Origin of the sequence: Pantoea sp. SIMBA_079 (genome assembly GCF_046940275.1) — a bacterium.
GTDB lineage: Bacteria > Pseudomonadota > Gammaproteobacteria > Enterobacterales > Enterobacteriaceae > Pantoea > Pantoea borealis.
Genome location: NZ_JAWRYR010000001.1, coordinates 683,886 through 710,682 on the forward strand (window position 1 = coordinate 683,886; position 26,797 = coordinate 710,682).

Sequence of the window (26,797 nt, forward strand, 5' to 3'; positions counted from 1 at the left end):
TGATGAGGTTAAGAGGTGCGCTGCTGGCAGGCAGCGTTGTGCTGGCAGGATGCGTACCGCGTATTGAAGTGGCCGCCCCTGATGCGCCGATTACGATTAATATGAACGTGAAAATTGAACATGAGATCCACATCAAGGTGGATAAAGATGTTGAGGCGCTGCTGCAGAACCAGAGCGGGCTGTTCTGATGGTCCGCAACCTGAAAATCCGCGCTGTTGCGCTGCTGCTGACGCTGCTCGCCGGACCCGCTCACGCGCTGACGCTGGATGAGGCTCGTCAGCAGGGGCGGGCGGGGGAAACGCTGAGTGGCTATCTTGCTGCACGGCAGCAGGATGAGGTGACGCTGGCGCTGGTCAGTCGTATCAATGAGGGACGCCGGAAAGCGTATCAGCACATTGCCGGGCAAAATCAGCTGACCACCAGTGACGTCGCGCGGATCGCCGGAGAGAAGCTGGTGAGCCGCGCCAGTGCGGGGGAATTTGTGCGCGGCATCAACGGCCAGTGGCTGCAGAAATAACCGGTGACGGGGAGCGTAACGGCTCTCCCGTCACCGCGCAGGGATTCAGAAAGGCGTGCTGCTGTAAGCGCTATATCGCACTGCGGCGTAAACCTGCCAGCTCTGGCTGTCCTTCAAGCAGCGCGGCACGCATTTCGTTTCGGTCGAAGCTATGGCGTGTACCAAAAATCTTATCTTTGTCATTTTGTATATCATTAAACAGTTTTGAATAGGCGTCGCTAATCATTCTCTGCGCGGTTGTCTGCACGGAGTTAGCACGCTGACGTCCACTTAATCTCTGTGAGTTACGGCGTAATGTTGTGGAGTTTTCATTATTACTTCTGATTTCGCCTTCTATTTTTTCAATGCGCTGCTGCATAGTTGATACACCATATTCTACATTGCGCTCAATAGTGTTGTTTTTCGTTAGTGTAAAAAGCCTGGCGCTAACGCCTGAATTAATTGCATATCGGTTGGCTTCTTCGCAAAGTTTATTCATATTAATTTCTTTATTTTCCAGTCTGGCCGCATCTATAATATATTTAATTTCGCTGAACATTATATCTTGTTTTGCTGAATTGTATAAATATAGAGCGTTGGCAGGGCTATTTCTGTATGCCTCCATTATTTCACTCATGGCTCCGCAGCCTTCTGATTTGGTTCTGGAAATATTTTCATAGTGTGCTGCTCTTCCGCTTTGATGCTGTCGGGAGTGCTCTGTCAGGGATGAAATATAACTTTTTAACGATGTCCAGATCTGCGTAAATTGACTCTTGATCCGGCTCAGCAGCGAAGGCTGATTCTCAGGTGCGGAGCTTTTTTTATTATGAATAGCTGCAGGTTCAGGCTTTACCTCTGCCTGAGAACGCGCTGGCGAAGAGGTCAAAACTGATGAAGCTGGATGAGTTACAGGCTTATCCTGTGCATCAGCCTTTGACGAGGCTAAGGATATTGTGCTCAGCGGCCGCTCCTGTAGCGCAGCCTTTGGCGCGGCTACAGATTGCCGAGCCGCAGCCTTTGGCATAGCTACAGCTATTGGGCTTAACGGAACAGGTTCATGGCGGGAAGCAGCAGCGGCCGGAGAGTAATTACCTGTACCCTTGAGTTCATTATTCACTGACAGCTGCTGAGAAACTTTTTTCTCATCTTTAACTGCAGATATTTCACGCATAATTCGGACATCTTTTTTCAATTCCGGCCCGAAATTACTTATTTCTTTGATGAGGGTTTCATACTTCATAGCTTTGTCTTTCACGCTATGAGCAGGGATTACAATATCAAATCCGTTAGATGGAGAACTGCTTACGTGTATATAGCTCAATAGTAAAGTCATATTAATCTCCTGGTGGAGTGGTGTTTTTATTTTTTAAGGTAAGTTTTGTAACTAATTCTGACTTGCACCGCTGGAGTTAACGCCGGATTAATCCTGCCACGTTCCTCACGGGAAAACTTTTGTATTTCGATTTTATTGAAATTGCGCATGGCAAGCGGGCGTGTTAATAAATTCAGACGAATTGTCAATGACAGGATCAAAAGCGTAAAGCTGAGGGAGAGAGCGAGGCTGCAGTGTAAATTAAAAAAGCGGGAAGCCGCCAGGAAGCATAGATATATTGACGTTAAAATAAAAAACCGGGCACTCAGGCCCGGTAAAAAACAAAGCAGAAAATTATTATTTTATTAATCAGGCAGAGACGCGCTGTTTAATCGCATCTTTCGCATCAGCGGTGGCTTTGGTTGCCACTTCAGGACCGTAGGCAATACCTTCCGCGAAAACAAACTCAACGTCAGTGATGCCAATAAAGCCGAGGAACAGCTTCACGTACGGGGTCAGCAGATCGGTTGGGGTATCTTTGTGGATACCGCCACGGCTGCTCAGGATCACCGCACGTTTGCCTTTAACCAGGCCTTCCGGACCCGCTTCGGTGTAGCGGAAGGTCACGCCCGCACGGGCAATCAGGTCAAAGTAATTTTTCAGCTGCGTCGGGATATTGAAATTGTACATCGGTGCCGCAATAACGATGGTGTCATGTGCCTGCAGCTCAGCGATCAGCGCATCAGAGAGCGCCAGCGCCTCCTGCTGACGGGGAGAAAGCGGCGCATCTGAAGGACGCAGGGCACCCACCAGTTCACCATCCAGTACCGGTACCGGGTCGGCAGCCAGATCGCGTACAGTGACGTTGTCGCCGTTAGCGCGCGCTTCTTCAGCGTAAAAATCAGCCAGCTGGCCTGACTGTGAATAACCGGCAAGAATACTGGATTTCAGAATTAATACGTGGCTCATAATAGGTTCCTGTGGGTTATGCGGCGGGCTTCCCGCTCAATGCGTCATACTCTACGGCGTTCACCGGCAGCGTAAAAGCGTAATAATTCGAGGCCGATGTTCGAATTAATTGAATAAGCCTGCCGGGGCGGCTCAGCCAGCAGGCTGAGAATATGCTATTATGGCGTCCGGTAATTGATTGAATCTGCCGGGAAAGCCTCCCGGCGCCGCGCGTGTTTGCGCCGTGCTGCACTAACAGGTAATCCATCTTTATGTCATCTTCCATTGAATCACCTTTAGCTCCACTCTGGGCCCGGCTTGATGCGCTGACGCTGCGCGATCGCCAGCGCCTGCAGCGACGTCTGCAGGGGGCGGCAAAGGTGAAAAACAGCGCCGCACAGCAGGCCATTGCCGCTGAGCTGGCGGACGAATTCAGCGCGGCTGAACAGCGCATCGCCCGGCGCGTGGCCGGCACACCGCGCATTACCTTTCCTGAGAATCTGCCGGTCAGCCAGAAGCAGCAGGCAATTTCAGACGCTATCCGCGATCACCAGGTCGTGATTGTTGCCGGTGAAACCGGATCGGGCAAAACCACACAGCTGCCGAAAATCTGCCTGGCGCTGGGACGCGGCGTAAAAGGCCTTATCGGGCATACGCAGCCGCGTCGTCTGGCGGCGCGCACCGTGGCGAATCGCATCGCGGAAGAGCTGGAGACCTCGCCGGGAAGCACCATCGGCTATAAAGTCCGTTTTACCGATCAGGTCAGCGACAGCACGCAGGTCAAACTGATGACCGACGGTATTCTGCTGGCGGAGATCCAGCAGGATCGGCTGCTGCTGCAGTACGACACCATCATTATTGATGAGGCGCATGAGCGCAGCCTCAACATCGATTTTCTGCTGGGCTATCTGCGCGAGCTGCTGCCGCGTCGCCCCGATCTCAAAGTGATCATCACGTCTGCCACCATCGATCCGCAGCGCTTTTCGCGTCACTTTAACAACGCGCCGGTCATCGAAGTCTCAGGGCGAACTTACCCGGTGGAGGTGCGCTATCGGCCCATCGCGGAAGAGGCAGATGAGAGCGATCGCGATCAGCTGCAGGCTATTTTTGACGCCGTGGATGAGCTGGGGCAGGAGAGCCGCGGCGATATATTGATCTTCATGAGCGGTGAGCGTGAGATCCGCGACACGGCCGATGCGCTGATGAAACGCGATTTACCGCATACTGAGATCCTGCCGCTCTATGCACGTCTCTCCAATGCGGAACAGAATCGCGTGTTTCAGTCCCACAGCGGACGGCGCATTGTCCTGGCGACCAACGTAGCAGAGACCTCGCTCACCGTGCCGGGCATTAAATATGTCATCGATCCCGGTACCGCGCGAATCAGCCGCTACAGCTATCGCACCAAGGTACAGCGCCTGCCGATTGAGCCGGTTTCGCAGGCTTCGGCAAACCAGCGTAAAGGGCGCTGCGGCCGCGTGTCGGAAGGGATCTGTATCCGGCTCTATTCCGAGGATGATTTCCTCAGCCGGCCCGCCTTTACCGATCCGGAGATCCTGCGCACCAATCTCGCGTCGGTGATCCTGCAGATGACCGCCCTGGGACTGGGCGATATTGCGGCGTTCCCGTTTGTGGAAGCGCCTGATAAGCGGAACATTCAGGACGGCGTGCGGCTGCTGGAAGAGCTGGGCGCTATCACCCTCGATGAAAATGAGCACTACAGGCTGACGCCTTCCGGACGCACGCTGGCGCAGCTGCCGGTAGATCCGCGTCTGGCACGGATGGTGCTGGAGGCGCAGCGATTTGGCTGCGTGCGCGAGGTGATGATTATCGCAGCGGCGCTCTCCATTCAGGATCCGCGTGAGCGTCCGGTTGAGAAACAGCAGGCGTCTGATGAGAAGCATCGCCGCTTTGCAGATAAAGAGTCTGACTTCCTCGCCTTTGTAAACCTCTGGAATTACATCCAGGAGCAGCAGAAAGCGCTGTCGGGCAACCAGTTCCGTCGTCAGTGTAAGAGCGACTATCTCAACTATCTGCGCGTGCGCGAATGGCAGGATATCTACACTCAGCTGCGTCAGGTCGTGCGTGAACAGGGTATGCCCGTTAACAGCGAGCCGGCACCTTATCGTGAAGTGCACTGTGCGCTGCTCACCGGTCTGCTGTCGCATATCGGACAGAAAGATGCAGAGAAGCAGGAGTTTACCGGCGCGCGCAACGCCCGCTTTGCCATTTTCCCTGGCTCCGGCCTGTTTAAAAAGCCGCCGAAATGGACCGTGGTAGCGGAACTGGTGGAAACCAGTCGCCTGTGGGGCCGGGTAGCGGCACGCATCGATCCGGAGTGGATTGAGCCGCTCGCTCAGCATCTTATTAAGCGGAGCTACAGCGAACCGCACTGGGAGAAAGCGCAGGGCGCGGTGATGGCTACGGAAAAGGTGACGCTCTACGGGCTGCCGATTGTTCAGGCGCGTAAAGTGAATTACAGCCGTATCGATCCGCAGCTGAGCCGCGAGCTGTTTATTCGCCATGCGCTGGTTGAGGGCGACTGGCAGACGCGCCACGCCTTTTTCCGCACCAACCTGAAGCTGCGCAGTGAAGTGGAAGACCTGGAGCATAAATCACGGCGCCGTGACATTCTGGTTGATGACGAAACGCTGTTTGCGTTTTACGATCGCCGTCTGGGCAAAGAGGTGGTCTCAGCCCGTCACTTTGACAGCTGGTGGAAGCAGGCCAGTAAAGAGAATCCGGACCTGCTTAACTTTGACAAGCAGATGCTGATCAAAGAGGGGGCAGATAAAGTCAGCCAGCTCGACTACCCCAATGTCTGGCAGCAGGGCAACCTGAAGCTGCGGCTCACCTATCAGTTTGAGCCCGGTACCGATGCGGATGGCGTGACTGTGCATATCCCGCTGCCGCTGCTGAATCAGGTGGAGGAAGCGGGATTTGAGTGGCAGATCCCCGGCGTGCGGCGTGAACTGATCATCGCGCTGATTAAATCGCTGCCTAAACCGCTGCGCCGTAATTTTGTGCCGGCGCCCAATTACGCCGAAGCATTTCTCGGTCGCGTCCAGCCACTGGCGCAGCCGCTGCTGGACGCGCTGGAGCGTGAGTTCCGGCGCATGTCAGGCGTGACGATAGAGCGCGATGCCTGGCAGTGGGATCAGGTGCCCGATCACCTTAAAATGACGTTCCGCATTGTGGATGAGCACAACCGCAAGCTGCAGGAAGGGAAAGATCTGCATCAGCTGAAACAGGCGCTCAAAGGCAAAGTGCAGGAGACGCTGTCGAAGGTTGCTGATGATGGTCTGGAGCAGAGCGGCCTGCACATCTGGAGTTTTGGCGATCTGCCGCAGAGTTATGAGCAGAAGCGCGGCAGTTATCAGGTTAAAGCCTGGCCGGCGCTGGTGGATGAAAAAGAGAGCGTGGCGATCCGCCTGTTTGACAGTGAAGAGGAGCAGCAGAAGATGATGTGGCGCGGCCAGCGTCGCCTGCTGCTGCTGAACATTCCGTCACCGGTTAAATATCTGCATGAAAAACTGCCTAACAAAGCCAAGCTCGGGCTCTATTTTAATCCTTACGGCAAAGTGCTGGAGCTGATAGACGACTGTATCGCCTGCGGGGTAGATAAACTCATGGCGGAGGCGGGTGGTCCCGCCTGGCAGCAGCAGAATTTTGAGCAGCTGCGCGATAAAGTGCGGGCAGAGCTGAACGACACCGTGGTGACGATTGCGCAGCAGGTTGAGCAGATCCTGACCTGCGTGTTCAATATTAACAAGTTTCTGAAAGGCCGCGTGGATATGACGCTGGCGCTGGCGCTCGCAGATATCAAACAGCAGATGAGCGGTCTGGTCTATCGCGGATTTGTTACCGGCAATGGCTACGATCGGCTGGGTGATACGTTGCGTTACCTGCAGGGAATTGAGCGCCGTCTGGAGAAGCTGCCCGCCGATCCGCACAGCGATCGCGCCCGCATGCTGAAAGTACAGGCGGTGGAACAGGCGTGGCACGTCTGGCGCAGCAAGCTGCCGCCGCAGCGCCGGGATGATGCTGATGTAGTGGCGATCCGCTGGATGATTGAAGAGCTGCGCATCAGCTACTTTGCCCAGCAGCTGGGTACCCCGTATCCGGTTTCGGATAAGCGGGTGCTGCAGGCAATGGAGCAGCTAAGCTAGTTAATCAGGCGGTCAGCAGGGGCGCATTGCTGCGCGCCTGCTTACTCGGCCAGCTCTTCAAGCTTATCTTTAAATGAGGTCACGGCAATAGCCCGGTTATCAGCGCGATAGCGATCGGCCGGCGCCGGCGCCGAACTCTGCACGGCGATCAGCTGCCAGCCGTCATCTTTTTTCAGCAGCAGCGGTGAGCCGCTGTCGCCAGGCAGCGTATCACACTGGTGCGACAGCACCGCGCGCTGCGCCCAGCCGGTGACGGCACAGTCGCTGTGGGAATAGAGCGAGTCGAGATGATCGGCCGGATAGCCCGCCTGGGTGACTTTGCGGCCGCTCTCTTTGAGCGCAGCGGTAAGATCGCTGCGTGAGCCATCAAACAGCGGGATCGGCACAATCCCTGAAGGGGGGTTGTGCAGGATCACCAGACCATAATCGTAAGGCGCGGCAGCAGACGGAACAATCCAGCCCTCACCATCAGCCTGCAGGCGACGCGCCAGCGACGGCTCAACCCGGGCATCAATATCGTGGATCTCGTAACGCCAGCCTTTTTCACCCGCCATAAAGCGCAGCGCAACCGGTTTGTCGAACCGGCCTGGCGGTGTCAGCAGGCAGTGGCCGGCGGTCAGCGCCAGATGGGCAGAGATCAGCGTGGCGGTGCAGAGGTTGCCGCTTTCTGTCTCCAGCTGACCAATGGCATCCCACGGGGCAGCGACCACGTCGCTGATGGCCTGGCGGTGGTCTTTACCAAAAAACAGCGTCTTGATCTCTTCGGGACTCAGCCCGTCTTCATCATCAGCGTGTGCCGTAAGGGTAAAGCTGAAAATACCAATAAATAACAGAATGGCCAGGCGCATAGTTCTCTCGACAGGGAGAATAAAAGGGAGTTTTTGTTATCACGCTTAGGCGATAACTATAGTCGGTGAGTGGTGAAAAAGGGAGAAATATTGGAGTAATCAGCGCGCTACAGCCATTAAATAAAAAAACTGGCTGCGACAATGCCACAGAGAATCATCACAAAGAGAATAATTTCGAAGCGATAGCGACGCACCATTTTTCGCTACTCCAGTAAATAAACACCCGGCATAACCGGGTGTTTTAAACAACGTGGTGTTGGCGCGAACTTATTTCGCTGATTTTTTCATTTTATGATGCTTTTTAGCCGCCTGCGCTTTCTGCGCAGCAGGTTTAGCTGACTTCATGTGGTGCTTTTTAGCCGCCTGCGCTTTCTGTGCAGCAGGTTTAGCGGATTTTACGTGGTGCTTTTTGGCCGCCTGCGCTTTCTGTGCAGCGGGCTGAGTTGATTTCTTGTGGTGCTTTTTAGCGGCCTGCGCTTTCTGTTCAGCAGGCTTGATTGCTTTTTTATGATGCTTTTTCGCAGCCTGGGCTTTCTGCGCAGCAGCTTTATGTTTGTGATGCACCATTTTATGTTTAGCTGGCGCAGCGGTAGCGGAGCTGGTGGTGGCAGTTGCCGCCGGAGCAGCGGTTGTCTCAGCAGCAAAAGCAGCAGAAGAGAGACCCATAGCAGCGGCGATTACCAGTGCACATAATTTTTTCATCGCTTAATCCTCGGACTATTTTTCATATGTAGCCCACTGCGGGGCCGGTGAAAACACTATATGAAAAAGCGATTTCGCTTTCCGTGAGGGATTGGTATCGGCGTGTAACGGATTGTACAGTGCGGGAAAACGGCGGCCGGTGTAAGGCCGCCTGCGGGTTAATCGGCGAGGTAACGCTGCTCCAGGTGCTGACGGAAATAGTCCGGATTCAGCGCTTCACCGGTGGCATTGCGCAGCAGCTGTTCCGTCGGGAAGCGACTGCCGTGCTGCCAGATATTCTGTTGCAGCCAGTCAAATACCGGCTGCAGTTCGCCGTTCAGGATCAGCGTCTCCAGCTGCGGAATTGCACGCTTCACTGCCTGATAAAGCTGTGCCGCATACATCGCGCCCAGCGTGTAAGTCGGGAAATAGCCGAACGCGCCGTCTGTCCAGTGGATATCCTGCATACAGCCATCGCGATAGTTACCACGGGTATCAATACCCAGCGACTGCTGCATTTTTTCATCCCACAGCGCCGGAATATCCTCGACCTCAATCTCACCCTCAATCAGTGCCCGTTCAATCTCGTAACGCAGAATAACGTGCGCCGGATAGCTCAGTTCATCGGCATCGACGCGGATAAAGCCGGGTTTGACGCGTTGCGCCAGGCGAATAAAGTTATGCGTCTCCAGCGCAGGCTGCTCTCCCATCAGGGCGATCACCTGCGGCTGGATATGCTGCAGAAAGGCGCGGCTGCGGCCCAGCTGCATCTCCATAAACAGACTCTGTGACTCATGAATGGCGGTGGAGCGCGCCAGGGCGACCGGCTGACCGCGCCACTGCTGCGGCAGATTCTGCTCGTAGCGCGCGTGCCCGGTTTCATGGATCACGCCCATCATGGCGCTGAGAAACTCGCTTTCGTTGTAGCGCGTGGTGATACGTACGTCGTCAGGCACGCCGCCGCAGAAAGGGTGAGCGCTGACATCCAGCCGGCCATGATTGAAATCGAAGCCGAGCAGCTTCATAACACTCAGGCCCAGCTGCTTCTGCGACTCAACGGCAAACGGCCCCAGCGGCTGAAGCGGCGGCTGCGCCTGCTTCGCTACCGCCCGCTGCAGTAAATCCGGCAGCCAGCTTTTCAGTGCGCCAAACGTGGCGTCAAGCCGGGCGCTGGTCATGCCTGGTTCATACAGATCCAGCAGCGCGTCATAGCGCGACGTACCAGCCGCTGCAGCGCGCAGCTGCGCCTCTTCCCGGCTCAGACGGACAACCTCTTTAAGATTAGTACTGAAGCCCTGCCAGTCATTCGCGGGACGCTGCGATCGCCACGCATGTTCGCAGCGGGAGCCTGCCAGCGATTTTGCTTCGACCAGCGCGGCGGGAAGCAGCGTGGCCTGACGCCATGCACGCTGCATCTCAGCCACGTTCGCCTGCTCAACGTCGTTGAGTGACTCCTGCTCAGCCGCTGAGAAAAGTCCTTCCAGCGCCGGCGCGGTCAGCAGCTCATGCATAAAGACGCTGAGTTCAGCCAGCGCTTCGCCGCGCGCCTGACTGCCGCCGGGCGGCATGGTGGTCTGCATATCAACCCCGGCGATCGCACCGAGATGACCAAAACGGGAAAGGCGCTGAAACGTGCGGGTAAGTTCCTGATAAGCTGATGTCACAGCCAGATCTCCTTAAGCGGGTAAGCGGGGGGGTGTCTCCCGCAAGGGTAAATCAACCGGCCAGCAAAAGCGAACGCTGGCGCCGCCCAGCGGCGAGCTCTCAATCACCACCTGCCCCTGCAGCGCCTGGGCGATGGAGTGAACGATAGCCAGTCCGAGGCCACAGCCGCCGGTGGCGCGGTCGCGGCTGGGATCGAGACGGACAAACGGCTCAAACACCCGCTGGCGCTCGTCGGCCGGAATGCCGGGACCATCATCCTCTACCTGCAGAATGCCGGTCGTGCCGTCGAACCAGAGGCTGACGCGCAGCCGCTCGCTGGCGTAGCGCAACGCATTATTGACCAGATTATCCAGCACCCGCTCCATCAGCCGCATGTCGGCGCTGCCGGTATTCTGCAGCTGCGGAATATCCAGCGCGATCTGCGTGTGCGGTTGCATACTCTGCACATCAGCAATATAGAGCCGCAGCCACTGCGCCAGGTCAAACGACTGCAGATGCAGATCGACCCGCGGGCGGTCAAGCCGGGCATAGGTCAGCAGCTCTTCGATCAGGCTTTCCAGCTGACCCACGTCGCGATTCAGCGCAGCGGACTCCGCGTCTGTCAGATTTTCGCTCATCTCCAGCCGGTAGCGCAGGCGTACCAGCGGCGTGCGCAGCTCGTGGGCAATGCCATCAATCAGCTGTTTTTTACTGGCCACCAGCGTATTAATGTTCTCTGCCATCTGGTTAAACGCGACGCCGAGACTGTGAAGGCTGGAGGTGCTTTCAAAATGCGTGCGCACATCCAGCTCGCCGCGACCAAAGCGCTCTGCGGCTTTCTCCAGCCGCTGCATCTCCTGCCAGTGCGGGCGTAACCAGATAAATACCGGCAGCGCCAGCGACATCCCGATAAACGCCACCAGCGCAATATCCAGCAGCCGCATCTGATGCAGATAAAACAGGTAAGGGATCGGCCCGACGGAGAGCACGTAATGGCTGCGGGGAATATGCTGCAGAAAGGTGTATTGGTCGTCGAGCGCGACAATTTCTCCGGCGCGGAGCCGCTTCATATCGCGCTCATCAAGCTGATACTTACTCATAGGCTCGATATTCAGATCAAAGGAGAGATCGAGATCGAGACTGCGGATCGTTTTGTTCCAGTCGCGCGGCGGGATCTCGCGCAGCTCGCTGCGCATCAGAAACAGCGAGCTGGCCATCAGGTCGTTCATCGACTGCCGGCCAGCCCGCTCGGCGGTAAACTTATACACCAGGCCTACCAGCAGGGTCATCACCAGAAAGCAGACAAACAGCAGCAGGTAAAACTGGATAAAGAGCTTTCTCATCAGCTGCGGGTATCCCAGGCCTGAGGCGCAAACAGATAGCCTTTATTGCGAATGGTTTTGATACGAAACGGCTCGGTCGCGCTGTCATGCAGCTTTTTACGCAGCCGTGAGATAGCCACATCAATACTGCGATCCATGCCGTCATAGCTGACGCCGCGCAGCGTCATCAGCAGCGCGTCGCGATCGAGGATCTCCCCGGCGTGGCTGGCCAGCTGCCACAGCAGATCGAAATCTGCGGTTGAAAGCGTAATATTCTCATCAAACAGCAGCACCTGACGGTTCAGCGCATCGATGGTCAGCGACCCAAACCGCAGTACCTTCTGCGACTGCTGCTGTGCCGGCGTGCTTTCCGGCTTGTTGACCACCGCCTGCCGCAGATGCAGACGCAGACGCGCCAGCAGCACGGCAGGGGGCGTGGTTTTGAGAATATAGTCATTCGCGCCCATCTCAAGCGCGAGAATGTGGTTCATATCGCTGTCGAGCGAGGTCAGCAGGACAACGGGCCCGCTCCAGTGCGCCCGCAGATCGCGACAGAGCGTCATGCCATCTTTACCCGGCAGCATGATATCCAGCAGGACCAAATCCGGCTGGACGTCAAGAATCGTTGCCTCAGCGCGATCGCCACGCGTTTCGACAACCACGTCAATATCATGGCGACCCAGATAGGCAGCGATCAGCTCGCCGACTTCCGGCTCATCTTCAACATAGACAATTTTGTTCATAGGTAAGTGTGCTGAAAAAGAATGGCAGCAGCATAGCTTTTCCTGGTCCTGAGCACTACGCTACCGCACGAAATATCCCTGTCTTACTGGTATATACACCGTGAAATGTGCCATTATTAGCGGCGCGTTAAGGCGCAAGGTTCGGAACCGCATTGAAAAACAGGAGGAGTGTGAGGGTGTCTGATAAAGAGCTGGCTTCAGCCGGATACAGTGATCGCATCTGCTTCAATTACAGTGATTTTCTCTCCGCTTCCTGCAAAAAACGCTGGAGCTTTGTTGACGCCATTTACGGTGTCATGCCTATCTTTGGCATGGTGACCCGTAAGTCAGCGCACAGTTTACAGGCCAGCGACGATCACCTGAAAGAATTAGCGTTGCAAATCATTTCAACGCAGGTCAGCGATGAGATCAACATTGCCCGACTCATCACGCTGGCGGAACAGCAGCATATCAGCCGGTTTGATATCCAGCTGCCTTATCCGCTCTCTGCTGAACAGCTTGATGGTATTCACCATGAATACAGCAAACCGTTAAATCTTACACAGCAGAACGATCTGCTGTGCGTCTCCATTCCGGCACTCGCGCATTAATTACTGCGTGAGCTGCCACAGCGCGGGCAGCGATGCCGCCATCAACAGCACAATAGCAATGCGTTCCAGCTGCAGCAGCGGTTTATCACCGCGTCCGCCCCGTCGGGCGTAGAGAAACAGCAGCAGCCCCGGTGCGTAAAGCACCACTGAGAGCAGCAGATGCAGCGGGCCTGAGGCATACAGCAGCCAGAGGCCATACAGTGTGGCACCCAGCCCGATGCTCATCGCCAGCGGCTTCTGCTGACCCCGCACCACCTTCATCAGGTAGAGTCCTACCAGCAGATAAGGCACCAGAATCATCTCTGAGGCGATAGTCAGCAGGGTGTTGTAATCGGCACCGGTAAATGCGATGGCGATAAGACAAACCTGCACGCTGCCGTTAGTCAGCCACAGCGACGCTGCCGGTGAATTGTGGCGGTTCTGCCGGGCAAGACTGCGCGGGAAGGCCCCCTGCTGAGCGGCGATAAACGGCACTTCGGCCGCCATGATCGTCCAGCTGAGATAGGCGCCGCAGACCGAGACGATCAGACCGGCGGCTATCACCGCATCCCCCCAGTTTCCCAGCAGATGCGTCATCAGACCGGCCATCGACGGGTTGCGCAGCTGCGCCAGTTCAGCGCGCGGGATCACGCCCAGCGAGAGCAGCGTGACCAGCAGATACACCAGCAGCGCAGCCAGCACTGCCAGCAGCGTAGCGCGTCCCACATCCTGTTTATTGCGCGCGCGCGCCGATACCACAACGGCACCCTCAACGCCGATAAATACCCAAAGCGTGATAAGCATGGTCTGTTTAATCTGCTGCCACAGCGGCTGACCCAGTTCAGCACCGCTGAAATCAAACCTGAACCGGTCATAGTTAAAGGCCAGCAGCGCCAGCACCACAAACAGCAGCAGCGGCACCAGCTTGCCGAGCGTCGCCAGCATATTAATGCTCGCGGCGGTCTGCACGCCGCGCAGCACCAGCCAGTGCACCAGCCAGAGCAGCACCGAAGCGCCCAGCATCGCCTGCCAGGTGTTACCGTCGCCAAACACCACGTGCTGCGGCGTGTCGGTGAAAAAGCTCAGGGCGGAGAACACAATCACCAGATAGGAGACGTTGGCGATCACCGCGCAGAGCCAGTAGCCCCACGCCGAACAGAATCCCGTCAGCTCACCAAATCCGGCGCGGGCATAGGTAAAGATACCGCCGTCGAGATCCGGTCTGAGTCGCGTCAGCAGCAGCATCGCCAGCGAGAGAAAAATAATACCCACACCGGTGATGAGCCAGCCAATAAGCAGCGCCGCCGGACCCGCGACCGCCGCCATATTCTGCGGCAGGCTGAATACGCCTGCGCCAAGCATGGAACTGAGCACCAGAGCCGTCAGCGCGCTAAGACCTAATTTTTTATCCAAAATGCCATTCCTGAACAGCAGAGTATGCTGGGTCGTGAACGTTCCGTAGAAGTGTAGTGCACTATTATGTGCCAATTAAAACGGAATCCCCTGAAAACAGGCGGCCGATTTTACGAGGAGCAGCGGGGGATGGCAATGCAAGAGTATGCAGATTTGCGCAGGAACTATGCAAACAGCAGGGCAGCCAGGCTGCCCTGCTGCGACATTATTTAAACAGATCGGCGGTAACGGTAAGATTGCCACCGCTCTGGTTCTGCCACTGGCGCGTAATGTGGTAGTACTTCGCGCCTTTCGCGATAGCGCGCTTGCCTACGGCCTCTGAAATCTCAACAGGCGTGCCGAAGTGATCGGAGAAGGTGATGGTATCAAACGGCTGCATCTGCGCAGCGGTAATCGCATTGACTTCCTGCACGCTGCGGCCGTCAGACTGCTTCACCGTATAGCGCTTGCCGGTTGAGCTCTGCGTTTCAAAGAAGCGACCCACGTTCGTACTCGGCGTATCAGATGAGGCAACGCCCGGCAGCGCGACGCGCGACGCGGCGGCGCCACCCGCAGCCAGCGCGGCTTTTCCGGCTTCGGAATCGGCCGGAATGGAGTTTGACGTATCCTGCACAATGCGCGCTTTGGCATCGGCTTTGTAGACATAAGCCGTTACGTACTGATTACCGCCGTTATTGGCATCGACCTGACGCACAATAAAGAATGAGGCAGCGCCTTTTTTCTGTGCGGCTCTGGAGATAGCATCATTGACCGCCGGCTGGCTGGAGAAGAAACCACTGACTGAAACGGTGTCGAACGGTTCAAGACGGTAGGCTTCCGCTTTTGGCAGCTCTTTAACGCCATTGATCACGCGATACTGCGTTTCAGTCGACGCTTTAACGGCGTCAGCTTTGTATAAATCAGCGGTGACGCGCCAGTTGCCGCCGTTACCGTTGGTGTCATTGATGCCCTGAACGTAAAACGAGTCAGCGCCTTTCTCATCTGCCGCTTTCGAGACTGCGCTGGTGGCGTCACCGATTGCGTTGAAACGGCCGTTGATATTAATACGTTCGAATGGTTTCAGGCCGGCCGCTTGTTCCGGCGTCAGCTCTTTGGCAGCAAACGCGTTAGCTGCCAGCAGCGATAACAGAGTAGACGCCAGAATGGTGTTCTTCAGCTTCATAAAAATGATCCTTCGCCTTACGCAAAATGAGTACGAAAACGTGCTGGACTCTTGATGTATAACAGATTAGCCGCTGATTATTGCATGTAATAATCAGCCTGTCTCAGCCAATTTAGCGTGAATGCCGTATGGATGCATGTCTCTTTTACCGGCAATATTTTTGATGAAAATCGCGGACGCGTCTGTGATGCAGTTTAGCGCGTGTCCCGCTCAGGCTACGCGCTGGTCTGTTTAGAATGTTGGTGTAGCAGGGCGCAGGGGCGCCGCAGCGCCCGTTACTGTTAATCCTCTTCATCTTCCTCATCATCGCGGTCGACCGGCGATCTGAAATCATCCGGCTTGATCGCCAGCAAATCACAGCGCAGATGGTCGATAACCTGCTCAGCCGTATTGCCAAGAAAGGCCGCCGAGAGGCCGGTTCGGCCAATCGTACCGAGCACGACAATACCGGCATCCAGCTGTGAAGCGATATCGGGGATCACCTCTTCCGGCAGGCCCTTAGCGACGTGAGTGAACTCTTCCCCGATGGAGAACTTCTGTCGCAGCGCCTTCATCGCCACCAGATGCTGACCGCGGATAGCGTCGTTATAGACGCTGGGATCAAAGTCGGGCAGCTCAATCGCGATATTAATTGGCGTAACCGGGTAGGCACCAACAAGATGAACTTCGGTATGATTCACCATCTCCGCCAGACGCACTGTTTCGCGGATCAGTTTCTGATTCAGCTCATCGTGATGCGGCTCTTCGCTGGCGAGGTTTACCGCGACTACCGCTTTAGCGCCTTCCGGCCACGGCTGATCTTTTACCATCCATACCGGGCAGGGACATTTACGCAGCAAATGCCAGTCAGTGGGGGTAAAAATAACCGACTCCAGCCGATCATGCTGATGGGCCATTTTCAGCACCAGATCGTGATTGTGCGCCAGTACTTCCTGAATAATTGCTTCAAAAGGACGGTTATGCCAGACCACTTTAATTTCAATATCCACACCCGCATCCAGATAGGCCTGAGCCTGCTCACGGATCCATTCGGTGCGCTGGCTGATTACCCCTTTACGCATATTTGTGCGCTCATCGGGCGAAAGCAGGGTGGTCATTTCATAGGAGAAATCATAGATAGGCAGAAAAGCTTTGATTTTTCCGCCGATGCGTTGATTCAGATAAACCGCACGCCGCAGCGCCGGCTGATCATCCTGCTGGGGATCGATCGCGACCAGAACATGTTGGTAACGGGACATAGCGCACTCTCCTTAAACCAAAGCCATTTGGAATAAAGATAGCCTAAGTTCCGGGCGCGCAGAAGTGGAAAAGGTGTAGCCGGATCAATAAAATAACAATTACTGACCCGGCAATGCCTCAGGCGGGTTGAGCGGCCTGACCCGCCAGCTCAGAGAGCAGGGCGTGATCCTCAATAGTGATATATTTGCCTTTAACGGCCAGCATGCCGCTTTTTTGAAAACGACCCAGCAGACGACTGATGGTTTCAACCGTCAGTCCCAGATAGTTACCAATATCACCACGCGTCATGGTCAGCCGGAACTCGCGCTGTGAAAAGCCACGCTGTCCAAAGCGCCGCGAGAGATTCCAGATAAAGGCGGCCAGACGCTCTTCAGCATTTTTCCTGGAGAGGAGCATGATCATATCCTGGTCACCTTTGATCTCACCGCTCATCAGGCGCATCATTTGCTGACGCAGGGCCGGCATTTTACCTGACAGATCGTCCAGCGTCTCAAAAGGGATTTCACAGACCATGGCGGTTTCCAGCGCCTGCGCAAAGCCCGGATGACGGGCGCTGACGATGGCATCAAACCCCACCAGGTCACCCGCCAGATGAAAGCCGGTGATCTGCTCGTCACCCTGTTCCGTAATGGTATAACTCTTGATAGTGCCGGAGCGTATGGCATACAGCGACTTCAGCTCGTCGCCCGCCTTGAATAACATCTGGCCTTTCTGAATCGGCTTTTTACGTTCGATGATGTTATCCAGCTGATCAAGCTCATGCTCATTCAGTGTGAAAGGAATACACAACTGGCTGATGCTGCAATCCTGACAGTGGATCGCACATCCGCCAGACTGAATACGTCGAATGCTGCGTTTATCCTGGATCATATCTGTACGCTCGATGATTATTGACTGTCATCAATTTTACCATTTTTCTTCCTGCTGTGAATGCGCGCAGGCTGGATCTGGCACAAAAACCTTACAAAAACTGGGTATTCGCCTGCCTGATTTTACCCGCGCGACGCAATTGCACCTGATGTCTGCTGTTCAGACCTTTTACCCTGCACGGCAACCTTTGCTATTCTTCAGTTTAATCAGTATGCCGCGCGCATATGCTTAATCGGGTATGGGAAAACATGATGAACCTTGATGATGAAGACCTGTTCCGCGATGCCATGGGTGATGTCACGCCCCTGAAAGATTGTGCCAATACGCAATGGCTGCGCGCACCTTCAACGAAAGCGCCACGGGCTGTGCCGCCGGAAAGTGCAGATAACTTTCTCACGCGCGGTTTTCTGGAGATCGTTCCGCTCACATCGCCGCTGGAATACCGGGCAGAAGGTATTCAGCAGGGTGTACTGGATAAAGTGCGCCTGGGCAAATATCCGCTGGAGGCCAGCCTGAACCTGCTGCGTCAGCCGGTGGAGACCTGCCGCCAGTCACTGTTTAGTTTTATGCAGGAAGCACACAGACAGGGATTACGTAATCTGCTGATTATTCATGGTAAAGGACGTAATGATGAGTCGCATGCCAACATTGTGCGCAGCTATCTGGCGCGCTGGCTGCAGCAGTTTGACGACGTGCTGAGCTTCTGTACCGCACAGCCGCAGCACGGCGGTGCGGGCGCACTTTACGTCAGTTTGCGCAAAACGGAGCAGGCGCGACTCGACAACCGCGAGCGGCACGCCAAGCGCAGCCGTTAATGGTGAAATTTGCGGATAGTGGCAATCAGCACCTCGGCACTGAGGCTGAGCGGATAGCCACTGCGGGTGATAATACCCACCGGTTCACCGGGGCCGGGTGAGACAAGCGGCAGTGCCTGCAGGGCGTGATGTTCAAGATCTTCCTTTACCGCACCAGAAGGGACAAACCAGACATAGTCGTAGCGCAGGGCCAGCTGGCGGGCAAGGGAGGTCGAAGAGGTTTCAACGCAGTCCGGAGGTAAACTGCAGCTCTGCTCATCCAGCATGTGCTGGGCGATACGCCGTGGTGCCGTGCCTTCCGGCGAGATAACCACCGGCCACTGCATGGCGCGGGATAGGGTGACGTTGTCACTTAACAGCGGGTGCTCCGGCCTGACCACCAGCTTCAGCGACTCCAGAAACAGCAGCTCATAGCTTAAACCCGCCATCATCTCACTGCTTGCCATGCGGCCAATGCCGACATCAAATTCACCGGCGCGCAGCCCGGCCAGCAGCACGTTGTTGTGCAGCGTAGCCACCTGCACAGTGGTGTTTGGCTGCTGCTCATGAAAGCGGTCCAGAATCTGCGGTAGCATGCCCATTGCCGCCGTGGTAAGCGCGCCCAGCCGGATAATAACCGGCCGTCCCGGTGCCGGTGCATTAAAGCTCTGTGCAGCATGGTTCAGCGCATCCAGCACTTTAACTGCATAAACCAGAAACTGTTCGCCCGCCGTGGTCAGCTGCGCACCTGAACGTCCGCGATCCAGCAGGCGCGTACCTGCCAGTTCCTCAAGCTCATTCAGCGTTTTGGAGAGTGCCGGCTGGCTCAGGCTGAGCGTCTCTGCAGCGCGCCCCAGCGTGCCCTGTTGCGCGACAGCCACAAAAGCGTGCAGATGGCGCAGACGAATGCGCTGGCTGAAAACCATATTTTTATCCATGTGGTCAACGTAATCCGTAAGGGCTGGCGAGAGCAACCAGCAAAAATGCGTTCTGTTAACTTAATTGCAAAATGAATTTAACAAAAGTCTTTTCATCGGTGCCCTGTCCTGAGCTGTTGTTTTTACGCTCTGCCACCCTCAGAATAGAGATCGCCCTCTGCAAAAGCATTTCTTATCAGAGGGTTAAATTGTTCTGCCTCTGGACGGATCTTGTTAGATGTAAAAAAATTGTGCGAAGCAGGGTTAACGATGGGCTATCATATTCGCCATTTTTTTTACCAAAACTGATGACCTTTTTGCTGAACAGCAGGAGTTGAACCGTGACCAGCGCCGAAGCCGTAGATGTCCGCCAGTTAATCAACCGTCATGCGCTGAGCCGCTGGCAGAAACGGCTTATCGCGCTCTGTTTTGTCATTGTTGCGCTGGACGGTATGGATATTGCGCTGATGGGATTCATTGCGCCAGCGCTAAAAGCCAGCTGGGGCGTAACGAACCATCAGCTGGGCATGGTGATCAGCGCTGCGTTGATTGGTCTGGCACTGGGAGCGATGGTGGCCGGGCCGCTGGCCGATCGCTACGGGCGCCGCATTATGATCCTGCTAAGCGTGCTCTTTTTTGGACTCTGGACACTGGCCACCGCGCTGGCGCAGAACGCAGAGCAGATGATGCTGTTCCGCTTCCTCACCGGACTGGGACTTGGTGCCGCCATGCCTAACGTCGGGACGCTGGTGGCGGAATATGCACCCGAACGTCGCCGATCGTTTATCATTACTGTGGTATTTTGCGGTTTCACCTTTGGCGCAGCGGCGGGAGGATTCGCGGCGTCCTGGCTGCTGCCGCGTTATAGCTGGCACGCGGTATTACTGATGGGCGGTGTTCTGCCGCTGCTGGTGCTGCCCTGGCTGATGTGCGGCCTGCCGGAATCGGTGCGCTTTCTGATTCATCAGCGCGCGCCGGCGGCACGTATACACGCGATCGTTGACCGCATGCTGCCCGGAGAGGTGGCGCCAGGCAGCCACTATCACGCCAGTGAGGTTGCTACTGTGCGGCGTGGCGCGATAGCCACAGTAGTATCAGACTCTTATCTGTTTGGCAGCCTGATGCTCTGGGGCGGCTACTTTATGGGGCTGTTTCTGGTCTACCTCATTGGCAGCTGGCTGCCGTCGCTGATTAACACGCTGGGGATGTCGTTGACTGAGGCCGCAATTGTCACCGCCATGTATCAGGCTGGCGGCACGCTGGGCTCGCTGTTTGCCGGCTGGCTGATGGACCGCATGAACGCCAGTCTGGCGTTGGCGGCGATCTACTTCTGCGGTGGCATTGCGATTGTTGCACTGGGCTTCTCTCCGGCCCAGGTTGGATTAATGAGCGCCATCGCGTTCTGTAGCGGCTTCTGCTTTAACGGCGCCAATACCGGAATGAACGCGCTCTCTGCACACTTCTATCCCACGCATGCCCGCGCAACCGGCTCAAGCTGGATGCATGGCGTTGGCCGCATTGGTGCGATTCTCAGCGCGTTTGCCGGCGCAGAGTTGCTCGCGCTGGGCTGGGCATTCAGCCAGATTTTCCTGCTGCTGGCGATACCGGCCGCGCTGACAACCCTGATGCTGGTGCTCAAATACCGCGTTGCTGACCCGAAACCCGGCGCGGAGTGACAGGGCGATCACACTTCAGGGAAAATTTTACCTGCGCTGCGTGCCTTGATTTAGAGTAACAGCACTGTTCCGGCTCAGGACCCCTGTTATGGAAAATTTTCTCAGCTCTGACGCGATCCGTACGCTATTTTCACAGGCCATGTCGGCCATGTATCAGCAGGAAGTGCCGCAGTATGGCGTGCTGACGCAGCTGGTCAGCGCGGTCAATGAACGCACGCTGGAAGCGAATCCCGCGCTGAAGGATCGGCTGGCGGCAGCGGATGAGCTGGCGCGGCTGAGCGTTGAGCGTCATGGCGCTATCCGGGTCGGAACGGCCGCCGAGTTATCCGTGCTGCGGCAGATGTTTGCGGTAATGGGCATGGAGCCGGTAGGCTACTACGATCTCTCGCAGGCGGGCGTACCGGTTCACTCCACCGCTTTCCGGCCCGTCAGTGAGGCGGCGCTGCGGCGTAATCCGTTTCGTGTTTTCACCTCGCTGCTGCGCCCTGAGCTGATTGACGATCCGGCGCTGCACGCCCGCGCGATGGCGATACTCGGGGCGCGTGACATCTTCACGCCCGGCTGCCGCAGGCTCATTCAGCGTCATCAGGAGCAGGGTGGCCTGAATGCCAGAGATGCTGCAGCCTTCGTCAGCGAGGCGCTGGAAACGTTCCGCTGGCATGCGCATACCACGGTTGACAGCAAAACCTATCATGCTCTGAGCCAGCAGCACCGGCTGATCGCCGATGTTGTCTGCTTCCGCGGCTGCCATATTAATCATCTGACGCCGCGTACGCTGGATATCGATCGCGTTCAGGCGCTGATGCCAGCGCGCGGCATTGAGCCAAAAATCCTGATAGAAGGCCCGCCGCTGCGCCGGGTGCCGATACTGCTGCGGCAAACCAGCTTCAGGGCGCTGGAAGAGGCGGTGCATTTCAGTGACGGTACGCCTGGCACACACACGGCGCGTTTTGGCGAGATTGAGCAGCGCGGCGCGGCGCTGACTCCGGCCGGACGGGCACTGTATGATCGGCTGCTGGCTGCTGCTGGCTCCGGCAGCGATAATGTGCAGCATCAGCAGCGTCTTGGTGAACTGTTTCGGGATTTCCCCGATGATGAAGAAACGCTGCGCGAGCAGCAGCTCGCCTGGTTCCGCTATCGCCTGACGGAGCGCGGTGAACAGCAGCCCCCGCGTGCCGGCGAAAGCGTGTCAGCCCTGCTGCAGGCTGGCCGGCTGCAGGCAGAACCTATCGTATATGAAGATTTTCTGCCGGTAAGCGCGGCGGGCATCTTCCAGTCTAATCTTGGCAATGCGGTAACAACGCGCGAAGCGGGTCACGCCAGTCAGGCAGAGTTTGAGGCGGCGCTGGGTGCGGCCGTGCAGGATGAGATGGCGCTCTATGCGCAGATGCAGCAGCGCAGTCTGACACGCTGCGGAATTAATGAGGGCTGACAGAGAGCCGGTCAGCGAAATCAGCAATGATTTCAGCAGCCGGCGATTTTTTTTATCATTATTGCAGGCGCATATGCGGACACGCTTCTGCTTAGCGACACCCTTCAAAATGGTTACGCTTTTTCCCCGATGTAAGCACGGTACTCCATCAAACCTGCCAGTTCAGAAGGTAACTCATCTGACCTGCCAGATTCAGCTGTCACAATAGACCAGATAACCTGCGGAGAGTAAGCCAAAATATTTGATGATCTCATTCAGTGATCCGGGTCATGTTTCGGCATAATCTGCAAATGCATTAAGAACATAGACATTTATCAGGTCGCTGCAAATAATGAGGGATGCTTTATCAGGGAACCCGACATGAAAAATGAACCGCGTCTGAGGATCAAGACAGCAGAAGGCGAACTTCGCGGCCTGATGGATAATGATATCTATGTTTTCAAAGGGATACCTTATGCTGCACCGCCAACAGGCGCGCTACGGTGGCGGCCGCCTCAGCCGGTAACCCCCTGGCAAAACGTGCGCGACGCCACCGCATGGGGCGCCGCCAGCTGGCAGAGCCGCGAATACTGCATGGGTGTTGGCGGCGGCGATCCGGGTACATTCAGTGAAGATTGCTTATATCTTAATATCTGGACCCCTGACCCGGCGCCTGGCGCACCGCTGCCGGTGATGGTCTGGCTGCACGGAGGCGGTTTTACGCTCGGCGCTGGCAGCCTGGATCCCTATCAGGGCAGCGCGCTGGCTGCGCAGGGCGTAGTAGTGGTCACCCTTAACTACCGGCTGGGCCATCTTGGCTTTTTCTCACATCCGGCGCTGGATGCGCAGTATGCCGCGGGCGCAACGGTTAACAACTTTGCGCTGCTTGATCAGATTGCCGCGCTGCAGTGGATCCAGCGCAATATTCCTGCTTTTGGCGGTAATCGCCACAATATCACGCTGTTTGGCGAATCATCCGGTGCACGCAGCGTGCTCTCTCTCTGCTGCTCACCGCTGGCAGAAGGGCTGTTTCACAAAGGCATCGTTCAGAGCAGCTACAGCCTGCCTGACCTGACGCAGCAGCAGGCGAGGCAAAAGGGAACAGAGGTGGCAGCCCATTTCGGACTGCCACCGGAGGCAACGGCAGAACAGCTGCGCGCGCTGCCTGGCGATGCATTCTGGTCGCTGACGCAGCCGCTGGCGCCCGGGCCGGTTGCGATCAGCGGGGATGCCGTGCTGCCAATGCCGATGCTCGACACCTTTATCGCCGGCCGGCAGCATCGTGTGCCGCTGATGATTGGCAGCAACAGCGATGAAGCCAGCGTGCTCGACTACTTTGGCGTAGACGCGCGCGGCGTGCTGCGGCAGATGCGCAAAAAGAACCGCTTCACCTATCGCCTGCTGAAATGGTTATACGACATTCATGATGATGCGCTACTGGGACGCGCGGTGGCGCGCGATATGGCCTTTACGGTTATGCCGCTGCTGGTGGCGCAGTCGCAGTCCGGTAAGGGCATGCCTGTCTGGCGCTACTGGTTCGATTATGTTTCTGAAAATGCGCGCGATCTCTATCCGCACGGTGCCTGGCACGGTAACGAAATTCCCTATGTGTTTAACACGCTGGAGACGCTGCTCCCGACCGACAATCGTCCTTACACCGCCGCTGACAAAACCCTGGCTGCAGAGGTGAGCGCGTACTGGCTGGCGTTTGCCAGAGATGCTACTGAATTCAGCTATTGCCTGCGCGGTCGTAATGCAACTGAGTGGCCCGTCTGGCGTGAGGGTGAAGATGTCACGCTCGCGTTTGGCGAGCAGGGCCGTGCGGTCACGGTGTTAAAAACACGCTTTATGCGCCGCCGTCTGCGCCTGTTCCGGCTGATGATGCGCAGCCACGTACGCTTGTGATCCTCCCTTCAAACTGGCCTGTCAGTGCGCTGTTTTCGCCCGGATGCTGACGCTGGTTTAATTTACAAAACGGTTACATTTTCCCTGCCTGCTGCCGATAACCCCGATATGCCCGATTTTATCGGGCGATAACGCGTATCAATCCAGGGGAACAGGTATGGGTATTTTTAAAAATTTTACGATTCGCGCGGTATTGCTGACGCTGCTCGGGCTGTTTTGCCTGTTGTGGTGCGGCGTCGGCTTATTCAGCGTTTACGCATTGAATGCGCTGGGGAAAGGCAATGAGGTCGATCGCCAGCTGGTGAATCAGATGACGGTGCTGAGCAAAGGCAACGATCAATATTTTCGGGTAGTAACGCGTCTGTCGCGCGTCATGGAGAGCCGTACAGCAGACGTGGCGATCAGCGCAGAGGCTTTTGCTCCCGTTGAGCAGGCGCTGAGCAGCATGAAAGCGCAGCTGGAACAGTTCAAAGCGATGGCGCCCGGTCCGATGGATCCGGCAACGGCAGAGGATGTGATTAACAGCTGGCAGAAACTGCTGGATGAGGGGATTGCGCCGCAGGTCGCGCTGGCAAAACAGGGTACGCCGGAGGCGTATAAAGCGCAGGCGACCGGCGTGACGCCGGCGCTGAGTCGCGCATTTGGTGCCACTGCCGAAACCTTCAATCAGTCTGCCGGCAGTAAACTGGATGCAACACGGGTTACGGTAGACCGGCTGACCGGCGTCACCAAAGTCATTATTGTTATTGCGGTGGTGGCAGGTCTGCTGATCCTGCTCTTTACCGACCGGTATCTGGTGAGCACGCTGGTTAAACCGCTGGAGCGCATCCGCGATCACTTTACGCTGATTGCGCAGGGCGATCTCAGTCAGCCAATGGAGGATGCAGGCCGCAACTGCGTGGGCAAACTGATACCGCTGCTGCGCGCCATGCAGGAGAGTCTGCGTGAGGCCGTCAGCGCCATCCGCAGCGGTACAGAAAATATCTATCGCGGCGCGTCGGAAATCTCTGCCGGCAACAATGACCTCTCTTCGCGCACCGAAGAGCAGGCGGCCGCGCTGGAACAGACTGCCGCCAGCATGGAGCAACTTACCGCTACGGTGAAATTCAACGCTGATAATGCCCGTCAGGCCAGCGCGCTGGCAGAAACCGCAACCGGAACGGCCCGGCAGGGAGGGCAGCTGGTGGGCGATGTTGTTACCACGATGCAGGGCATTTCCGGCAGCTCGAAAAAAATTGCTGAAATCACCAGCGTCATCAACAGCATCGCTTTCCAGACCAATATCCTGGCGCTTAATGCGGCCGTCGAAGCGGCGCGTGCCGGTGAGCAGGGCCGCGGTTTTGCCGTGGTGGCCAGCGAGGTGCGTAATCTGGCGCAGCGCAGTGCCGGAGCAGCGAAAGAGATTGCCAGCCTGATTGCCGACTCGGTGGAGCGGGTGGACAAAGGGTCTGCGCTGGTGAGCAGCGCCGGCACCACGATGGATCAGATCCTGACGTCCGTACAGGATGTCAGCGAAATTATGAAGCAGATCGCCGCGGCCTCCGAAGAGCAGAGCAAAGGGATTTCGCAGGTCGGCACCGCGGTTACGGAGATGGACAGCGTGACGCAGCAGAACGCCTCGCTGGTTGAGCAGGTCTCAGCGGCGGCGAGCGCGCTCGAACGGCAGACGGAAGCGCTGCAGCTCTCCGTCGCGCGTTTCCGTCTCTCCGCGGGTGCGCCGGTTCATCATGCGCCGCCGGTTTCCGCTGCTCCGCTGCGTCGTCCGGCGCTGGCTGGAGCTGCCCCGGCGGGGAAACCCGCGGCCAGTGAGGAGTGGGTCGCGTTTTAGGACGCGCTGAGCCACGACACCAGTTCAGTGAGCAGCGGCGGGGTGCGCGCATCCTGACGCTGCAGTAAACTATACGCTGCCCCGGTTGCCACGCTGCCGGGGAACGGCGTCACCAGCCGCTGCGCCAGCAGATCGCTTTCGATAAGCGTGATATCCGCTACCGTAATACCAAACCCCTGTATTGCCGCACTGATAGCGAGATCCATGGTGGCAAAATGCTGATTACGCTGCATCACCAGGTTAACCCGCTGCTGCTGCAGCCAGTGCTGCCAGTCACGCCGGTCAGGCGTCGGGTGCAGAAACGTCAGCGCGCTCATCTCTTCAGGTCGCTGCGGGATCGTCATTCCGGCAGCCAGCACCGGCGTCAGACGCTCATCGAACAGCCGCAGCGCATCAGGCGGCGGCGGCCCGTAAACAATCGCCGCATCAAACTCCTCCAGCTGAGAAACATGTTCATGGGTCGTGGTCAGCGCAACATGCGTCGCCGGATAGCGCTGTTCGAACGCAATCAGACGGGGGAGCAGCCAGCGCATAATGCAGCTGGGCGCTTTTAGCCGCAGCGTCTGCGACGGCTGGCGCGCCCGTTCCGTTACCGTCAGCAGCTGCTGATAGCTCTGTTGCAGTTCCGGCAGCAGCGCCGCGCCGCGCTCAGTCAGTCGCAGGCCCCGCGCATGGCGCTGAAACAGCGCAAAGCCCAGCCAGTTTTCCAGCGCAGCGATTTTACGGCTTACCGCACTCTGCGTCAGGCACAGCTCGCGCGCCGCGTGCGTCAGATTAAGACAGCGGGCCGTAACCAGAAACGCGTTGATCGCATTCAGTGGGGGTGCAGAACACGCCATAACATCCTCAG

The 26,797-nt window shown here is 56.8% G+C and carries 23 protein-coding genes; 9 read left to right on the top strand and 14 right to left on the bottom strand.

The annotated features are described in order from the left end of the window. The first annotated feature begins 2 nt into the window (after nucleotides 1-2). Together SB719_RS03375 and SB719_RS03380 are read left to right on the top strand one after the other, a co-directional pair. Entirely contained in the window at nucleotides 3-188 is a 186-nt protein-coding gene (locus SB719_RS03375) for a YnbE family lipoprotein (protein WP_039385947.1), read from the top strand. After that, the gene (locus SB719_RS03380; protein WP_304231804.1) at nucleotides 188-517 is read left to right on the top strand and encodes a YdbL family protein; all 330 of its coding nucleotides are present in this window, start codon (nucleotides 188-190) and stop codon (nucleotides 515-517) included. Before SB719_RS03375 ends, SB719_RS03380 begins: the two co-directional genes overlap by 1 nt. A 70-nt stretch (nucleotides 518-587) precedes the next feature. Here the strand turns inward: SB719_RS03380 and SB719_RS03385 are convergent, their stop codons facing one another. The 3 genes from SB719_RS03385 to SB719_RS03395 all read right to left on the bottom strand — a co-directional run bounded on the left by SB719_RS03385 (nucleotide 588) and on the right by SB719_RS03395 (nucleotide 3,042). Beyond that, entirely contained in the window at nucleotides 588-1,829 is a 1,242-nt protein-coding gene (locus SB719_RS03385) for a hypothetical protein (protein WP_412158886.1), read from the bottom strand. Nucleotides 1,830-2,177: 348 nt separating this feature from the next. Next, on the bottom strand, nucleotides 2,178-2,777 hold the full coding sequence (gene azoR, locus SB719_RS03390; protein ID WP_065649310.1) for an FMN-dependent NADH-azoreductase: 600 nt from the start codon (nucleotides 2,775-2,777) through the stop codon (nucleotides 2,178-2,180). Nucleotides 2,778-2,793: 16 nt separating this feature from the next. After that, entirely contained in the window at nucleotides 2,794-3,042 is a 249-nt protein-coding gene (locus SB719_RS03395) for a hypothetical protein (RefSeq protein ID WP_292971390.1), read from the bottom strand. On the opposite strand from SB719_RS03395, the gene hrpA reads away from it, so the two are divergent. Further along, complete coding sequence (hrpA, locus tag SB719_RS03400; protein WP_304231810.1) at nucleotides 3,029-6,925, top strand: ATP-dependent RNA helicase HrpA; 3,897 nt, start codon at nucleotides 3,029-3,031, stop codon at nucleotides 6,923-6,925. The genes SB719_RS03395 and hrpA overlap by 14 nt on opposite strands. Nucleotides 6,926-6,966: 41 nt before the next feature. Here the strand turns inward: hrpA and SB719_RS03405 are convergent, their stop codons facing one another. The 5 genes from SB719_RS03405 to rstA form a co-directional block, all read right to left on the bottom strand. Continuing rightward, a complete protein-coding gene (locus tag SB719_RS03405) occupies nucleotides 6,967-7,773 on the bottom strand; it encodes a trypsin-like serine peptidase (protein ID WP_065649312.1) in 807 nt (268 codons plus the stop codon). 267 nt (nucleotides 7,774-8,040) lie between these two features. Then, entirely contained in the window at nucleotides 8,041-8,475 is a 435-nt protein-coding gene (asr, locus tag SB719_RS03410) for an acid resistance repetitive basic protein Asr (protein ID WP_304231815.1), read from the bottom strand. A gap of 158 nt (nucleotides 8,476-8,633) precedes the next feature. Next, the gene (locus tag SB719_RS03415) at nucleotides 8,634-10,118 is read right to left on the bottom strand and encodes a carboxypeptidase M32 (RefSeq protein WP_304231818.1); all 1,485 of its coding nucleotides are present in this window, start codon (nucleotides 10,116-10,118) and stop codon (nucleotides 8,634-8,636) included. 12 nt (nucleotides 10,119-10,130) lie between these two features. Beyond that, on the bottom strand, nucleotides 10,131-11,441 hold the full coding sequence (gene rstB, locus SB719_RS03420; protein WP_065650468.1) for a two-component system sensor histidine kinase RstB: 1,311 nt from the start codon (nucleotides 11,439-11,441) through the stop codon (nucleotides 10,131-10,133). Next, the gene (rstA, locus tag SB719_RS03425) at nucleotides 11,441-12,163 is read right to left on the bottom strand and encodes a two-component system response regulator RstA (RefSeq protein ID WP_065649315.1); all 723 of its coding nucleotides are present in this window, start codon (nucleotides 12,161-12,163) and stop codon (nucleotides 11,441-11,443) included. The genes rstB and rstA overlap by 1 nt, the downstream gene beginning before the upstream one ends. Nucleotides 12,164-12,339: 176 nt before the next feature. On the opposite strand from rstA, the gene SB719_RS03430 reads away from it, so the two are divergent. Next, nucleotides 12,340-12,753, top strand: coding sequence for a hypothetical protein (locus SB719_RS03430; RefSeq protein WP_065649316.1), 414 nt, complete (start codon nucleotides 12,340-12,342; stop codon nucleotides 12,751-12,753). On the opposite strand, the gene SB719_RS03435 is transcribed toward SB719_RS03430, so the two are convergent. The 4 genes from SB719_RS03435 to SB719_RS03450 all read right to left on the bottom strand — a co-directional run bounded on the left by SB719_RS03435 (nucleotide 12,754) and on the right by SB719_RS03450 (nucleotide 17,416). Continuing rightward, nucleotides 12,754-14,145: a basic amino acid/polyamine antiporter gene (locus tag SB719_RS03435; RefSeq protein ID WP_065649317.1), complete on the bottom strand. Its 1,392-nt coding sequence runs from the start codon at nucleotides 14,143-14,145 to the stop codon at nucleotides 12,754-12,756. A 205-nt stretch (nucleotides 14,146-14,350) separates the two neighbouring features. Beyond that, nucleotides 14,351-15,307, bottom strand: coding sequence for a DUF1471 family protein YdgH (gene ydgH, locus SB719_RS03440; protein ID WP_065649318.1), 957 nt, complete (start codon nucleotides 15,305-15,307; stop codon nucleotides 14,351-14,353). Nucleotides 15,308-15,588: 281 nt separating this feature from the next. Further along, nucleotides 15,589-16,545 carry a universal stress protein UspE gene (uspE, locus tag SB719_RS03445; protein WP_065649319.1) on the bottom strand — a complete coding sequence of 319 codons (957 nt, stop codon included), beginning with the start codon at nucleotides 16,543-16,545 and terminating at the stop codon, nucleotides 15,589-15,591. 118 nt (nucleotides 16,546-16,663) lie between these two features. Beyond that, nucleotides 16,664-17,416, bottom strand: a complete 753-nt coding sequence (locus SB719_RS03450) for an FNR family transcription factor (RefSeq protein WP_065649320.1) — start codon at nucleotides 17,414-17,416, stop codon at nucleotides 16,664-16,666. 251 nt (nucleotides 17,417-17,667) lie between these two features. On the opposite strand from SB719_RS03450, the gene smrA reads away from it, so the two are divergent. Continuing rightward, the gene (gene smrA / locus SB719_RS03455; protein ID WP_314689803.1) at nucleotides 17,668-18,231 is read left to right on the top strand and encodes a DNA endonuclease SmrA; all 564 of its coding nucleotides are present in this window, start codon (nucleotides 17,668-17,670) and stop codon (nucleotides 18,229-18,231) included. On the opposite strand, the gene SB719_RS03460 is transcribed toward smrA, so the two are convergent. Further along, the gene (locus tag SB719_RS03460; RefSeq protein WP_065649322.1) at nucleotides 18,228-19,148 is read right to left on the bottom strand and encodes a LysR substrate-binding domain-containing protein; all 921 of its coding nucleotides are present in this window, start codon (nucleotides 19,146-19,148) and stop codon (nucleotides 18,228-18,230) included. The genes smrA and SB719_RS03460 overlap by 4 nt on opposite strands. A 320-nt stretch (nucleotides 19,149-19,468) precedes the next feature. Here SB719_RS03460 and SB719_RS03465 point away from each other — a divergent pair, with 320 nt between their 5' ends. From SB719_RS03465 to SB719_RS03480, 4 genes are all read left to right on the top strand, one after another. Continuing rightward, nucleotides 19,469-20,803, top strand: a complete 1,335-nt coding sequence (locus SB719_RS03465; protein ID WP_304231826.1) for an MFS transporter — start codon at nucleotides 19,469-19,471, stop codon at nucleotides 20,801-20,803. 88 nt (nucleotides 20,804-20,891) lie between these two features. Continuing rightward, the gene (locus SB719_RS03470) at nucleotides 20,892-22,235 is read left to right on the top strand and encodes a VOC family protein (RefSeq protein WP_304231829.1); all 1,344 of its coding nucleotides are present in this window, start codon (nucleotides 20,892-20,894) and stop codon (nucleotides 22,233-22,235) included. 360 nt (nucleotides 22,236-22,595) lie between these two features. Further along, nucleotides 22,596-24,119 (top strand): carboxylesterase/lipase family protein, encoded by a 1,524-nt coding sequence (locus SB719_RS03475; protein ID WP_304231831.1) that lies wholly within the window; start codon nucleotides 22,596-22,598, stop codon nucleotides 24,117-24,119. A 157-nt stretch (nucleotides 24,120-24,276) separates the two neighbouring features. Next, nucleotides 24,277-25,947 carry a methyl-accepting chemotaxis protein gene (locus tag SB719_RS03480; RefSeq protein ID WP_412158887.1) on the top strand — a complete coding sequence of 557 codons (1,671 nt, stop codon included), beginning with the start codon at nucleotides 24,277-24,279 and terminating at the stop codon, nucleotides 25,945-25,947. Here the strand turns inward: SB719_RS03480 and SB719_RS03485 are convergent. Further along, nucleotides 25,944-26,786 carry a LysR substrate-binding domain-containing protein gene (locus SB719_RS03485; RefSeq protein WP_304231835.1) on the bottom strand — a complete coding sequence of 281 codons (843 nt, stop codon included), beginning with the start codon at nucleotides 26,784-26,786 and terminating at the stop codon, nucleotides 25,944-25,946. The genes SB719_RS03480 and SB719_RS03485 overlap by 4 nt on opposite strands. Nucleotides 26,787-26,797 lie beyond the last annotated feature (11 nt).

Coding starts and splice junctions, on each gene's coding strand:
- SB719_RS03485 (WP_304231835.1), bottom strand. CDS start 26,786: ATGGCGTGTTCTGCACCCCCACTGAATGCGATCAACGCGTTTCTGGTT.
- SB719_RS03480 (WP_412158887.1), top strand. CDS start 24,277: ATGGGTATTTTTAAAAATTTTACGATTCGCGCGGTATTGCTGACGCTG.
- rstB (WP_065650468.1), bottom strand. CDS start 11,441: ATGAGAAAGCTCTTTATCCAGTTTTACCTGCTGCTGTTTGTCTGCTTT.
- SB719_RS03385 (WP_412158886.1), bottom strand. CDS start 1,829: ATGACTTTACTATTGAGCTATATACACGTAAGCAGTTCTCCATCTAAC.
- SB719_RS03460 (WP_065649322.1), bottom strand. CDS start 19,148: ATGGATAAAAATATGGTTTTCAGCCAGCGCATTCGTCTGCGCCATCTG.
- ydgH (WP_065649318.1), bottom strand. CDS start 15,307: ATGAAGCTGAAGAACACCATTCTGGCGTCTACTCTGTTATCGCTGCTG.
- smrA (WP_314689803.1), top strand. CDS start 17,668: ATGAACCTTGATGATGAAGACCTGTTCCGCGATGCCATGGGTGATGTC.
- SB719_RS03475 (WP_304231831.1), top strand. CDS start 22,596: ATGAAAAATGAACCGCGTCTGAGGATCAAGACAGCAGAAGGCGAACTT.
- azoR (WP_065649310.1), bottom strand. CDS start 2,777: ATGAGCCACGTATTAATTCTGAAATCCAGTATTCTTGCCGGTTATTCA.
- SB719_RS03375 (WP_039385947.1), top strand. CDS start 3: ATGAGGTTAAGAGGTGCGCTGCTGGCAGGCAGCGTTGTGCTGGCAGGA.
- SB719_RS03405 (WP_065649312.1), bottom strand. CDS start 7,773: ATGCGCCTGGCCATTCTGTTATTTATTGGTATTTTCAGCTTTACCCTT.
- rstA (WP_065649315.1), bottom strand. CDS start 12,163: ATGAACAAAATTGTCTATGTTGAAGATGAGCCGGAAGTCGGCGAGCTG.
- SB719_RS03450 (WP_065649320.1), bottom strand. CDS start 17,416: ATGATCCAGGATAAACGCAGCATTCGACGTATTCAGTCTGGCGGATGT.
- SB719_RS03380 (WP_304231804.1), top strand. CDS start 188: ATGGTCCGCAACCTGAAAATCCGCGCTGTTGCGCTGCTGCTGACGCTG.
- uspE (WP_065649319.1), bottom strand. CDS start 16,545: ATGTCCCGTTACCAACATGTTCTGGTCGCGATCGATCCCCAGCAGGAT.
- SB719_RS03470 (WP_304231829.1), top strand. CDS start 20,892: ATGGAAAATTTTCTCAGCTCTGACGCGATCCGTACGCTATTTTCACAG.
- asr (WP_304231815.1), bottom strand. CDS start 8,475: ATGAAAAAATTATGTGCACTGGTAATCGCCGCTGCTATGGGTCTCTCT.
- SB719_RS03395 (WP_292971390.1), bottom strand. CDS start 3,042: ATGGAAGATGACATAAAGATGGATTACCTGTTAGTGCAGCACGGCGCA.
- hrpA (WP_304231810.1), top strand. CDS start 3,029: ATGTCATCTTCCATTGAATCACCTTTAGCTCCACTCTGGGCCCGGCTT.